Consider the following 12,639-nt stretch of genomic DNA (forward strand, 5'->3'; position numbering starts at 1 on the left):
ATCCCCGTACGTGCCGCCGTGTCGGGTGGGCGAATTCAATGAGGGCAAAAGACGAATGACATCAACGGCATTGGCCGGTGCAGCACAACTCGCCGGCTCGATCGACTTCAACTACCACGGAGTGATCGATAACTTCTGGCGACTGACCGTCGACGGGGTGACCTACGGCTCAATCTATGCCTTGGTCGCCGTGGGCTATACCCTGGTCTACGGCGTATTGCGGCTGATCAATTTCGCCCATTCGGAAATATTCATGCTCGGCATGTTCGGTCAATTGGTCGGGCTCATGCTGTTCGGATTCGTGGCGAATCCCGATGTCTACACCCAGGGCATCATCCTGACCGTCACCTATCTCGCATTGGCGATGATCATCGGCATGCTGGTATCCGGCGGCGCCGCGGTCGGATTGGAGCGCGTGGCCTATCGGCCATTGCGTAAACGCGGGGCCAAACCGCTGAGCTTCCTCATCACGGCGATCGGTATGTCGTTCGTGCTCCAGGAATTCGTGCACTTCATCCTGCCGAAGATCAATCCCAAACTCGGCGGCACCAATGCGCAGCAGCCGATCAAACTCGTCGAGCCGAGCGTGCAGTTCAGCTTTTTCGGCGCCGATGTCGACAACATCAAACTGCTGATCGTGCTCGCGGCGATCGCGCTGGCGATCGTGACCGAGGTGCTGATCAATCGGACCAAATTCGGGCGCGGCATCCGCGCCGTCGCCCAGGATCCCGACACCGCGACGCTGATGGGCGTTTCGCGGGAGCGGGTCATTATGTTGACCTTCTTCATCGGCGGTGTGCTCGCCGGTGCGGCCGCGCTGCTGTACGCGATCAAGATTCCGCAGGGCATCATCTACTCCGGCGGATTCATTCTCGGCATCAAGGCATTCAGCGCAGCGGTGCTCGGCGGCATCGGCAATCTGCGCGGCGCATTGCTCGGGGGCATCCTGCTCGGTGTGGTGGAACAGTACGGCCAATCGCTGCTCGGTTCGGAGTGGCGCGATGTCGTCGCGTTCGTCGTGCTGGTGCTGGTGCTGATGGTGCGCCCGACCGGCATCCTCGGTGAAAGTCTCGGGAGGGCCCGCGCATGACCGACTCGACCAAAACCCCTGACTCCGTACCCGAGACACCCACGGCGGCCGCGCCGCGACACGGTGTAGGAGATTCGATTCGGACCTGGTGGGACGGTCTGAGCCGTCCCGCGCAATGGGGTGTCGGCGTGCCGATACTCATTCTGCTCGCACTGCTTCCGCTGTTCCCACCGCCGCTGCTGGATACCCCCGGCTACAACTTCGGTCTGGTCATGGCGCAGGTCGCGATGTACGCGCTGATCGCTATCGGTCTGAATGTCGTTGTCGGGCAGGCAGGTCTGCTCGACCTCGGCTACGTCGGCTTCTACGCCATCGGCGCGTATACGGTCGGCCTGCTCACCAGCCCGAATAGTCCGTGGAATCAGACCGACGGCGGCTGGCTGAATCCGACCTGGGCCTGGATGGCCTGCCTGCCGATCGCGGTCGCGGTGACGGCCATTTCCGGCATCATCCTCGGCACCCCGACCCTGCGGCTGCGCGGTGACTATCTGGCGATCGTCACTCTCGGCTTCGGTGAGATCGTGCGACTGCTCGCCGACAATCTCTCCGATATCACCAATGGCAGCCTGGGTCTTTCCGGTGTCGCCTTCCCGCACATCGGTGCGTCCGACAGCAAGCCGGAGGGTGTCTTCTCCGGCGGTAACAGCGGCAATGCCGACAGTGCGAATCTGCTCGACCGGGCCAGTTACGGCACCTGGTGGTATTGGTTCGCGATGGTGCTGGTGATCATCGTGCTGCTCATCGTCGGCAATCTGGAGCGCAGCCGGGTCGGGCGCGCCTGGGTGGCCATTCGCGAGGATGAGGACGCCGCCGAGATCATGGGCGTGCCGACCTTCAAATTCAAGCTGTGGGCCTTCCTGATCGGCGCTGCCGTCGGCGGCATGTCCGGTGCGATCTATGCCGGTCAAGTGCAGTTCATCAATCCGACCGGGTTCAACATCATCAATTCGATGCTGTTCCTGTGCGCGGTCGTCATCGGTGGTCAGGGCAATAAGCTCGGAGTCATCTTCGGCGCGTTCATCATCGCCTATCTGCCCGCGCGGCTGCAGTCGGTGAAATTGGTGAGCAATGAGTCCACCGGATACATCCTGTTGGCCATCGACGTGCTGGTCTTCGTCGGGCTGGTTCTCGTATGGAAATACAAGGGCGACAGTTTGGGCGTGTGGCTGCGGCGTGCCTGCATTATCGGCATGGTTGTCACCGGTGTCATGGGGGCACTGCTGCTCGGCAGCGTGTTGCTGTTCCGCGTCGGCGGTGCGCAGTCCCTCGGTGACCTCAAATACATGTACTTCGGAATTACCTTGGTGGTCATGATGATTCTGCGGCCACAAGGTCTGTTCCCGGTGCGGCAGAAACTGTTGACCTTCGGTAGGCAGGTGTATCAGGCCGTGCGTAAACCGGGTGAGCGTGAACTGATCGGAGCGCAACGATGACCGGGCCGGGCGCGGGTGACGCGTTGTTCGACAACGAGGATATGGCGGCAGGCTATGCGGCGCCGCCCGAGGTCGAGAGCGCGGGCGAAGTCGACGTCACCGCCGTGATCCCGGTGCTCGCCGATGCCGAGGTCGTCGCGGATGTGGTTGCGCCGCATCGCGAAATCGAGACCGCTGTTGGTGAGCCGCTGCTGCGCACCGATGGGCTGACGGTGAAGTTCGGTGGTCTGACCGCTCTGGACAAGGTCAGCTTCGAGATCCGCCGCGGCGAAATTCTCGGGCTGATCGGGCCGAATGGCGCGGGCAAGACGACCTGCTTCAACGCCATTACCGGTGTCTACAAACCGGCCTCGGGTCTGGTGTATTTCGACGGTAAACCGCTGACGAAGACCAAGCGCAACGAGATCACCCGACTCGGAATCGCCCGCACCTTCCAAAATGTGCGGCTCTTCGGCGAGATGACCGCGCTGGAGAACGTGGTGGTCGGCACCGACGCCAGGCATAAGACCTCGGTGCCAGGTGCTATTTTCCGCACGCCGCGGCACCGCAGCGAAGAAAAGGACGCGATCGAGCGCGGCATGGCCCTGCTCGAGTTCGTCGGTATCGCACCGCGTGCGGTGGAGAAGGCGCGCAATCTCTCCTATGGCGATCAGCGCCGATTGGAGATCGCACGCGCGCTGGCCACCGAGCCGAAACTGCTCTGCTTGGACGAACCAGCCGCCGGGTTCAATCCGAGCGAGAAATCGGCGCTGATGGATCTGATCCGCAAGATCCGCGACGACGGGTTCACCGTGCTGCTGATCGAGCACGATATGCGCCTGGTGATGGGTGTCACGGACCGGATCGTGGTGCTGGAGTTCGGCCGCAAGATCGCCGACGGGTTGCCCGCGGAGATCCGCGACAACCCGGATGTGATCGCGGCGTATCTGGGTGTGCCCGATGCCGAGGCCGCGGCGGCCGAAAAGCCAACCGCCGTAACCGAAGTGGTCGAACCGGAAAAGTCCGTCGACGAGCCCGCCCCGGCCGGTGACGAGCACAACAAGCCGCAGCCGCGCGACTTCAGCGAAGCGCCGCCGCTGCTAGAGGTCGACGATATGGTCGTCAATTACGGCAGAATTCAAGCGCTGCATGGGGTATCGCTGCGAGTCGCGGAGGGTGAGCTGGTGACCTTGCTCGGCGCAAACGGCGCCGGTAAGACCACCACCATGCGTGCGCTGTCCGGCTTGCTACCGCTGACCGGCGGCAAGATCAGATTCGAAGGCCGCGACATCACCCAGATGAAGGCGCACGAGCGGGTCACGCACGGGTTGATCCAGGCACCGGAGGGCCGAGGCGTCTTCCCCGGTATGACGGTCCAGGAAAACCTCGATATGGGTTGCTATGGAAGGGCTTTCAAGCAGAAGGCGGAGTACGGCCAGACACTGGAGTGGGTTTTCGAGCTGTTCCCTCGGCTCTCCGAGCGACGCAAACAGGTCGGCGGCACGCTCTCAGGCGGTGAGCAGCAGATGCTGGCCATCGGCCGCTCACTGATGGCCCGCCCGCGCCTGCTGCTGCTCGACGAACCGTCGATGGGGTTGGCGCCCATGGTGATTCAGCAGATCTTCCGGATCATCAGCGAGATCAACCAGCAGGGCACCACCGTACTGTTGGTCGAGCAGAATGCCCAACAGGCGCTGACCCGCAGCGACCGCGCCTACATCCTGGAGACCGGTGAGGTCACCAAGAGCGGTATCGGCGGGGATCTGCTCACTGATCCTGCGGTGAAGTCGGCCTACCTGGGCGTGGGCTAGAAGTCGGACCGTCCGTGGCCGCCTCGAGGCATTATGTCGGGATGTGCACGCTGGCCAGTGTTGGGCGCTGGCGCGCCCAACGACCACTACCGGAGGAATGGCGCTGTGGACGGGCATAACGAACTGACGAATCTGGCCGACCGCTACTGGGACAGCGTGCTGGCGGCCGCGCCGAGCACAGCCACTCTGCTCGGCGACCACCGCTTCGACGACCGCGTCGAGGATCTTTCGCCCGAAGCCGAGCAGCGGCTGCTGGCGACCCTGCGTGAGTTGCGCGATCAGGTCGCCGGCCTCGATGCCGAAGAACTGGACGGAACCGATCGGGTCACGCGCAGTCTGCTGCGCACCGAATTGGATTCGGCCATCGACAATCTGGCGTGGCGGCCGACCGAACTGGCGTCGGAGCAGATGGACGGGGTGCACGCCAGAATGCTCATTATGGCGCCCCAGATCAAGGCGCTGGAGCCCGAACACGCGCGCGCCCTTGTGCGGCGCCATCGCCAGTTCGACACGCTGCTCGACCAAGCGGTCCAGCAGTTCCGCAACGGTTTGGCGGGGGGCCGCGCGCCCGCGCGCATCACCATCGAACGCTCGCTCAACCAACTCGACGGCTATCTGGCCTCCGATATCGCCACCGATCCGTTCGCCACATTCGCCGGGCCGATGGACTGGGATGGTGCGGCCGCCTGGCGGGCCGAACTCACCGAGGTCGCACGTGCGGTGATCCGCCCTGCCTTCCAACGCTATCGAGACGTCCTGGCCGACGAACTGCTGCCCGCCGCCCGTCCCGACGACAAATGCGGGCTGTGCTGGCTCGGTGCCGACGGCGAGGACATCTACCGGCGGCAGTTGCGCCGCCACACCACCCTGCCCGATCTCGGCGCGGACGAGATTCACCAACTCGGCCTTTCCGAATTGGAGCTGCTGGGCGAGGAGTACGCCGCGATCGGTACCCGGCTGTTCGGCACCGCCGATACGGCTGAAATCTTCGCCCATCTGCGCCGCGATCCCGAACTGCGTTATGTCAGTGGTGAGGAGATCATGGCCGATGCGCAACGCGCGCTCGGCGCGGCGGTCGCCGAGATGGGCAACTGGTTCGGCCGCCTGCCCAAGGAATCATGCGAGATCGCCCCGGTGCCGGATTTCCTGGCCGCGGATGCGCCCGCCGCATACTACTTTCAGCCCGCCGCGGACGGCTCCCGGCCGGGCACTTACTTCGTCAACCAGCACGAACCCACCAGCCGCAGCCGCTACGAGACAGCGGCGGTGGCCTATCACGAGGCGATTCCGGGGCATCATCTGCAGCTCACCATAGCCAACGAGCTCGATCAGCTGCCGCGGTTCCAACGGCAGTCGTTCGCGAATACCGCCTTCGTCGAGGGTTGGGCGCTCTATACCGAACGACTCGCCGACGAAATGGGTTTGTACGAAGACGATTTGGCACGCGTCGGTATGTTGGCGGCCGATTCCTGGCGCTCGTGCCGACTCGTCGTCGATACCGGAATCCACGCCAAGGGCTGGAGCCGCCAGCAGGCTATCGACTTCATGGTGGCCAACGCACCGGTCGGGCTGGCCGAAATCGCGGTCGAGATCGATCGCTATATCGCGATTCCCGGTCAGGCCGTGGCGTATAAGGTCGGTCAGCTCGAAATTCGTCGGCAACGTCGGCACGCCGCCGAACGACTCGGTGCCGATTTCGACGTCAAGGCGTTCCACGATGTGGTGCTCGGCTCCGGCTCGGTCAGCCTTCCCGTGCTGCGCGAACTCGTGTCCACACTGTGACCCCCTGAGCGGTTCCCCGAGTTGCGTGCCGCGCTGGGCGGGAGTCCAATGAATGTGCGGTGATCGAGCTCTCTAGGTAGGTCATGAACGGCACGTTCGGCTCTCGGCTCGGTCCGTTGCGCGGCAATCGCATCGTGTTGATCTGGGTAGTGCTCGGTGTGGTCGGCGCGCTCACCGCGACAGGTCTGCTCATGACCGGACATTCCGCTGGCGCCGGTGAAACACACACTGCGCGTAGCGTTTCCGACAATTCGATGACGCCGGGATTCACCGGTGCTCTACCCGAGGCGGCGGATCCGATCGGCGACGGGGCACCGCCGGTCGCCTTCGCGCCGCTGGCCGGGCTATCGCAGGCCGGGATGCCGGCGGCGTCGAGCCGCCCGGTGCAGGCACTGGCCGACCATCCGCTCTTCGCCCAGCACGTCGGACTCGGCAGGGTCGATTGCAAAATGCCCGCCTGGCGCGATGATCCGGAGGCGGCGCGGGCCTTCTATCGGGCCGCGATCGCCTGCCTGGACGCGTCGTGGGAACCGACGCTGCGCGGCGCCGGATTGCCGTTCCATCCGCCGCGGCTACTCGCCCCCACCGAATCCCGTGAGGTGGCGAGCCAATGCGTGCAGCGGCTGCGCAACGGCCCGACAACGTTCTACTGCGCCCTCGAGGAAACACTGGTCCTGCCGTACGACGCCATGCGGCCGCTGTCCAGTGGGTCGCGCCGCGGCGCCCAATTGGCTGTGCTCAGTACCGAATACGGCCATCATGTGCAGAACCTGATCGGCGTCATGCAGGCCTACAACGAGAAGCGCTCGACCGTCGGAAGGGACACCACCGCCGGTCGCGAACAAAGCCGTCGCATGGAACTGCAAGCCCGCTGCTTCTCCGGCATGTTTATCGGCACCAACTTCGGTCGCGCCGATATCGATGAACAAACCTGGACCGAAGCATCCCACGCCGTCCAGCGCGGCCACGCCACCCGTGATCCACGGATGCAGGGCACGGAAGAGAACGTCTGGGGCTGGTGGAAATGGGGCTCCGACAAGGGAGATACCTGGGAGTGCAACACCTGGTACAGCTCCCCGGCCCACGTGGAATGAGTGCGTGCTGCTGTCAGCCGTGCGCTTCGGTCAGCACCTCGACCACGGCAGCGGTGTCCAGATAGAACGGCCGGATCTCGGCGATCAGCCCGTCACGGAAGGTCATCAGTTGCATCACCGAGGTTTCCAGCATCCGGCCGGTGGCGCGGGCCAGCATGCGGCCGCGGTTGTAGATGACGACCGTGTCGCCCTCCACCACGAATCGCTGCTCGAGGAATTCCAGCGAGGCCCAGGTCCGGCGCATCGCCGCCATGAATTTCTCGATGCCGTCCGGACCGTGCCATGCACCGCCGTAGGGCAGGTGCTCGGCCTGGTACATGACGACATCGGGGGCCAGGCATGTCGCCATCGCATCGAAGTTGGCGCCCTCGGTGATGTAGGCGGCTTCGGCGGCGAAGAAGTTCTGCAGTGCTGCGCGAGTTGTGGTCACCGGGAAATCATGGCCGCCGAAGCGAACCGCTTCTGGCGGAAATCGGACGGCTCACTGGTGTCGCATCACAAGGGGGTGCCGTGGCTGTGGATTGTCGGTGGGGCTCCCTAGACTCTCAGGCGTGACCCCAGCGACTACTGATCAGCGTTCCCGCGTCGTACCCGTGGCAGCCGGTGATGCCGGTGGTGGGCGGCCGACGTTGTTGCTGTTGGACGGGCATTCGATTGCCTACCGCGCATTCTTCGCGCTGCCCGCGGAGAACTTCAAGACGGTCACCGGCCAGACCACGAATGCGGTGTACGGATTCACCGCGATGCTGATCAATCTGTTGCGCGACGAGAAGCCGACGCATATCGCGGCGGCCTTCGACGTCAATCGCAAGACCTTCCGCACCGAGGCATATCCGGAGTACAAGGCGGGGCGCAATGCCACGCCCGATGAGTTCCGCGGCCAGGTCGAACTCACCAAGGATGTGCTCGGCGCTATGGGCATCCCGGTGATGGCGATCGAGGGTTTCGAGGCCGACGATCTGATTGCGACCATCGCGACCCAGGCCGTCACCGTGGGCTTCCGTGTCCTGATCGTCTCCGGTGACCGTGATGCCATTCAGCTGGTCAGCGACGAGGTCACGTTGCTCTACCCACGCAAGGGCGTCTCGGATCTCACCCGGTTCACCCCGGATGAGGTGATGGCCAAATATCAGCTCACCCCGGCGCAGTACCCGGACTACGCGGCCCTGCGCGGCGACCCGAGTGACAATCTGCCCGGCATCCCGGGCGTCGGGGAGAAGACAGCCGCCAAGTGGATTCGTGAATACGGCGATCTGAGCACCCTCGTCGACAAGGTGGACGAGGTGAAGGGCAAGGTCGGTGACGCGCTGCGCGCCAACCTCAGCAGTGTCGTGCTCAACCGCCAGCTCACCGAGATGGTCCGCGACGTCCCGCTGCCCTACACGCCCGATCAGTTGGCCCAGCAGCCGTGGGATCGCAACAAGATCCACCAACTCTTCGATGACCTGGAGTTCCGGGTACTGCGCGACCGGCTCTTCGAAACTCTCGCCCCGCCGGAGCCCGAGGCCGAATCCGGCTTCGAGATCAGCGGCGGCGCGCTCGAGGTCGGCGCGGTCGCCGCATGGCTCGCCGAACATGCGAAAGTCGGTGTCCGCCATGGCATTTCGGTGGTCGGCACCAGCACGCCGGGCAATGGCGACACACGTGCACTCGCCATCGCCGCCGCGGACGGCGAAAGCGGCTACATCGATGTCTCCGTGCTCACCCCGGAAGACGAAGTCGCACTCGGCGCTTGGCTGGCCGATCCGGCCGTACCGAAGGCGCTGCACGAGGCCAAGGCGGCAATGCACGCGCTGCGTGGCCGCGGCTGGAGCCTCGGCGGTCTGACCAGCGATACCGCCCTGGCTGCCTACCTGGTCCGCCCGGGCCAACGCAGCTTCAACCTCGACGATCTGTCGCTTCGCTATCTGCATCGCGAACTGCGCGCTGAAACCGCCGAAACCCCGCAACTGTCGCTGCTCGACGATGCCGACACCGTGGACGCCGAGCTGGCGCAGAGCGAAATGCTGCGCGCCAGGGCGGTTCTGGACCTGGCCGAGGCACTCGACGGCGAACTGCGCCAGATCGAATCCAGCGCACTGCTCGACGATATGGAACTGCCGTTGCTCGGCGTGCTCGCCGAATTGGAGAATGCGGGCATCGCGGTCGATACCGACCAGCTCGAGGCACTGCAGCGCCAATTCGCCGATAAGGTCACCGATGCGGCCAATGCAGCCTATGGCGTGATCGGCAAACAGATCAACCTCGGCTCACCCAAGCAGCTGCAGGTGGTGCTCTTCGATGAACTCGATATGCCGAAGACCAAGCGCACCAAGACCGGCTACACCACAGACGCCGATGCGCTGGAATCGCTGTTCGAGAAGACCGAGCATCCATTCCTGCGGCATTTGCTCGAACACCGCGACGCCACCCGGCTCAAGGTCACGGTGGATGGGCTGCTCAAATCCGTCGCCGACGACGGCCGTATCCATACCACCTTCAACCAGACCATCGCCGCCACCGGCCGCCTGTCCTCGACCGAGCCGAATCTGCAGAACATTCCGATCCGCACCGACACCGGCCGCCAGATCCGCGATACCTTCGTCGTCGGTCCCGGCTACCAATCGCTGATGACCGCGGATTACAGCCAGATCGAAATGCGCATCATGGCTCACCTTTCCGGCGACGAGGGGCTGATCGAGGCCTTCAACTCCGGCGAGGATCTGCACACCTTCGTCGCCTCCAAGGCCTTCGATATCTCGCTGTCGGAGGTGACACCCGAAATGCGGCGCCGAATCAAAGCGATGTCCTACGGTCTCGCATACGGCCTGAGTTCCTACGGTCTTTCGACGCAGCTGAAGATCAGCACGCAGGAGGCCAAGGAGCAGATGGAGGTCTACTTCGACCGTTTCGGCGGCATTCGTGACTACCTCTACGAGGTGGTCGAACAGGCACGCAAGGTCGGCTACACCGAAACTCTCTTCGGCCGCCGTCGCTACCTGCCCGATCTGGACTCCAGCAACCGTCAGCGCCGAGAGGCGGCCGAACGCATGGCCCTCAACGCGCCCATCCAGGGCACCGCCGCGGACATCATCAAGGTCGCGATGATCAACGTGCACAAGGCGATCAAGGCGGCGGGCCTGCGCTCGCGCATGCTGCTGCAGATCCACGACGAACTGGTCTTCGAGGTTGCCGAGGGGGAGCGGGACACCCTGGAAGCACTCGCCCGCGAACAGATGTCCTCGGCGATCACGCTGTCGGTTCCGTTGGACGTCTCCGTCGGCACCGGCCGCAGCTGGGATTCCGCCGCGCACTGAGTGGTGCTTGCGGCACACCGGATTTCCGATGTGCCGCAATGCATTTCAGCGTCCGTCGCCAGCAGTTCGCCTGTATCGCAGGCATGTTGGTAGATCCTGGATCAGGGACGGAAGTAGCGGAGCCGCAACCGGTTACACCGATTGCCAGGGTCGCGCCGACAACCAGGGCACATCCGGCTCCGGCCGAGATCGATCCTGAGTTTGTTCAGGTCAATGGATTTCAGTTGAGTGCACCGCGCTGACCAGGCACGACGGTCGCGGGGATGGTGGATTTCACGCACTAATCGGCCGGTAGAGTCGCAGGTTGTGGCGTTCATCCGGCGGGTCCGCACAGCATCCGGGGCAACCGCGGTCCAGGTCGCCGAATACACCAGCGGCCGCCAACGCATCATCGCCCACGTCGGATCCGCCCACACCGAAGCCGAACTCGGCATCCTGCTCGCCCGAGCCCGTGACCTCGTCGAAGACCGTGACCAGGGCCAGCTCGATCTCGGCCTGGAACCCGTCCAGCAACGCACCGCCCTGCTCGGCGAACCAGCGGTCCCGCCGGAGACGTTGTTCGAGACCGCGCCGGCCACCCCATCACCGGCCGGTCCGGTCAGCTCCGGCCGGGTTACCGGCACCAGCTCGAGGCTGCTGTTCGATTCTCTGGCAACGGTTTACGACTCCCTCGGCTTCACCACCGCCCTCGGAGACGACGTGTTCCGCGACCTGGTCGTCGCGCGGCTGGTCGAACCGACCTCGTTGGCCGACATCGGCCGGGTCCTCGCCGAGATGGGCCGTGGGCCCGCCTCCTACTCCACCCTGCGCCGCACCCTCGGCCGCGCCGCCGGTGCCGAGGGCGGCGGCTACCGCGACCGGATCGCCGAAGCCTGCTTCGCCCACGCCATCACCAGCGGTGACGTGTCGCTCTGCCTATACGACGTCACGACCTTGTATTTCGAAGCGGAGAAAGAAGACGGCCTCCGCAAGGTCGGCTATAGCAAGGAACGCCGTGTCGACCCACAAATTGTGGTCGGGCTGTTGGTCGACCGGCACGGATTCCCTTTGGAGATAGGCTGTTTCGAGGGTAACAAGGCTGAGAAGCACACGATCGTTCCGATCATCCGGCAGTTCCAGGCCCGGCACCGGCTCGAGTCGTTCGTGATCGTCGCCGACGCCGGCATGCTGTCGGCGGAGAACCTGACCGCCCTCGACGACGCCGACCTGCGGTTCATCGTCGGTTTCCGTGTCACCAAGGCACCGATCGATCTGGAGTCCCATTTCCGTTGGCACGGTGAGACATTCGCTGACGGGCAGGTCATCGACACCGTCACCCCGAAGCGCGGAGCGAACGTCGACAACAACTCCGCGGTCCGCGCTGAACCGGTCTGGGACCCCGACACCCACCAGGGATCGTGGCGGGCGGTCTGGGCTTACTCGACGAAACGCTACGTCCGCGACAACCGCACCCTCAACGCCCAAGAAGCCAAGGCCCGCGCGGTCATCGCGGGCGAGAAAGCCGACAGGGCACCACGTTTCGTGAAGAACGGCAAGGCCGGCAAGACCCTGGACGAGGCCGCGCTCGCGCGGGCCCGCCGCCTCGCGGGCTTGAAGGGATATGTCACGAACCTGCCCGCCGACATGATGACCGCCAGTGAGGTGATCGGTTCCTACCACGACCTTTGGCATGTCGAGCAGTCGTTTCGCATGTCGAAGACCGACCTCGCCGCCAGGCCGATGTTCGCCCGCACCCGCGATGCGATCGAAGCGCATCTGACGCTCGTGTTCACCGCGCTGGCGGTCGCCCGCACCGCCCAAGACCGCACCAGCGAGAGCATCCGGGCGATCGTGCGCCGGTTGCGGGTGCTGCGGTCGGCGACGATCGCGATCAACGGCGCGCAGCAGACGTTCGCCCCGCACATCCCGGCCGATGAACAGGCACTTCTGGCGGCGTTGCGGGGCTGACGTCACGCACTAACCTAAATGAACAAACTCGGGCGCACTGAGTGGTGCTTGCGGCACACCGGATTTCCGATGTGCCGCAATGCATTTCAGCGTCCGTCGCCAGCAGTTCGCCTGTATCGCAGGCATGTTGGTAGATCCTGGATCAGGGACGGAAGTAGCGGAGCCGCAACCGGTTACACCGATTGCCAGGGTCGCGCCGACAACCAG

General features: G+C 64.4%; 8 protein-coding genes and 1 pseudogene. 8 read left to right on the top strand and 1 reads right to left on the bottom strand.

Annotation, left to right across the window (positions count from 1 at the left end):
- Positions 1-55: 55 nt before the first annotated feature.
- The 6 genes and pseudogenes from ACQP2U_RS12640 (at position 56) to ACQP2U_RS12665 (ending at position 7,189) form a co-directional block, all read left to right on the top strand.
- A complete protein-coding gene (locus ACQP2U_RS12640; protein WP_433714825.1) occupies positions 56-1,090 on the top strand; it encodes a branched-chain amino acid ABC transporter permease in 1,035 nt (344 codons plus the stop codon).
- Positions 1,087-2,523: a branched-chain amino acid ABC transporter permease gene (locus ACQP2U_RS12645; RefSeq protein WP_433714826.1), complete on the top strand. Its 1,437-nt coding sequence runs from the start codon at positions 1,087-1,089 to the stop codon at positions 2,521-2,523. The genes ACQP2U_RS12640 and ACQP2U_RS12645 overlap by 4 nt, the downstream gene beginning before the upstream one ends.
- Positions 2,520-3,470: pseudogene (locus ACQP2U_RS12650) on the top strand (ABC transporter ATP-binding protein); the annotation flags it as partial. The gene ACQP2U_RS12645 and the pseudogene ACQP2U_RS12650, both read left to right, overlap by 4 nt.
- A 147-nt stretch (positions 3,471-3,617) precedes the next feature.
- A complete protein-coding gene (locus tag ACQP2U_RS12655; protein ID WP_397036935.1) occupies positions 3,618-4,313 on the top strand; it encodes an ABC transporter ATP-binding protein in 696 nt (231 codons plus the stop codon).
- A 105-nt stretch (positions 4,314-4,418) separates the two neighbouring features.
- The gene (locus ACQP2U_RS12660; protein ID WP_433714827.1) at positions 4,419-6,095 is read left to right on the top strand and encodes a DUF885 domain-containing protein; all 1,677 of its coding nucleotides are present in this window, start codon (positions 4,419-4,421) and stop codon (positions 6,093-6,095) included.
- A gap of 83 nt (positions 6,096-6,178) precedes the next feature.
- Entirely contained in the window at positions 6,179-7,189 is a 1,011-nt protein-coding gene (locus ACQP2U_RS12665) for a neutral zinc metallopeptidase (protein ID WP_433714828.1), read from the top strand.
- A 13-nt stretch (positions 7,190-7,202) separates the two neighbouring features.
- Here ACQP2U_RS12665 and ACQP2U_RS12670 read toward each other — a convergent pair whose 3' ends face one another.
- The gene (locus ACQP2U_RS12670; RefSeq protein WP_433714829.1) at positions 7,203-7,619 is read right to left on the bottom strand and encodes a nuclear transport factor 2 family protein; all 417 of its coding nucleotides are present in this window, start codon (positions 7,617-7,619) and stop codon (positions 7,203-7,205) included.
- A 121-nt stretch (positions 7,620-7,740) separates the two neighbouring features.
- On the opposite strand from ACQP2U_RS12670, the gene polA reads away from it, so the two are divergent.
- Positions 7,741-10,485, top strand: a complete 2,745-nt coding sequence (gene polA / locus ACQP2U_RS12675; RefSeq protein ID WP_433714830.1) for a DNA polymerase I — start codon at positions 7,741-7,743, stop codon at positions 10,483-10,485.
- A 306-nt stretch (positions 10,486-10,791) separates the two neighbouring features.
- Positions 10,792-12,432: an IS1634 family transposase gene (locus ACQP2U_RS12680; RefSeq protein ID WP_433714831.1), complete on the top strand. Its 1,641-nt coding sequence runs from the start codon at positions 10,792-10,794 to the stop codon at positions 12,430-12,432.
- The last annotated feature ends 207 nt before the right edge of the window (positions 12,433-12,639 follow it).

Source organism: Nocardia sp. CA-084685 (genome assembly GCF_050955785.1).
GTDB lineage: Bacteria > Actinomycetota > Actinomycetes > Mycobacteriales > Mycobacteriaceae > Nocardia.

Coding starts and splice junctions, on each gene's coding strand:
- ACQP2U_RS12640 (WP_433714825.1), top strand. CDS start 56: ATGACATCAACGGCATTGGCCGGTGCAGCACAACTCGCCGGCTCGATC.
- ACQP2U_RS12645 (WP_433714826.1), top strand. CDS start 1,087: ATGACCGACTCGACCAAAACCCCTGACTCCGTACCCGAGACACCCACG.
- ACQP2U_RS12655 (WP_397036935.1), top strand. CDS start 3,618: ATGGTCGTCAATTACGGCAGAATTCAAGCGCTGCATGGGGTATCGCTG.
- ACQP2U_RS12665 (WP_433714828.1), top strand. CDS start 6,179: ATGAACGGCACGTTCGGCTCTCGGCTCGGTCCGTTGCGCGGCAATCGC.